We start from the raw sequence: 233 nt of genomic DNA, 5'->3' as shown, positions 1-233 counted from the left end.
ATGACATGTTCCGTCATAAACAAGGAGGAATTCACGTGAAAAGGGGTAGAGAATATTCTTCTACGTCAATGGAGGATTGCAGTTAGATTTCTTCAACGTATTCGATTGGAGAATAGCAACTTGGAACAATTTCAATTTTAGGTCCTACAAGAATGAAATACTCTAGTGTAATTAGTTTAATGCAGTTATTTACAAGAGAGTTTACATCATGACATAAAAAGTAAATGAGAGTA

At 33.5% G+C, this 233-nt stretch carries 1 pseudogene; it reads left to right on the top strand.

What is annotated here, in order from left to right:
- Positions 1–212 (top strand): annotated as a pseudogene (locus JDS95_RS30890) (heat-inducible transcriptional repressor HrcA); the annotation flags it as partial.
- Positions 213–233: the final 21 nt, after the last annotated feature.

Origin of the sequence: Bacillus cereus group sp. N24 (genome assembly GCF_016483345.1) — a bacterium.
Lineage (GTDB): Bacteria > Bacillota > Bacilli > Bacillales > Bacillaceae_G > Bacillus_A > Bacillus_A toyonensis.
This window is presented reverse-complemented; position numbering and strand designations above follow the sequence as displayed.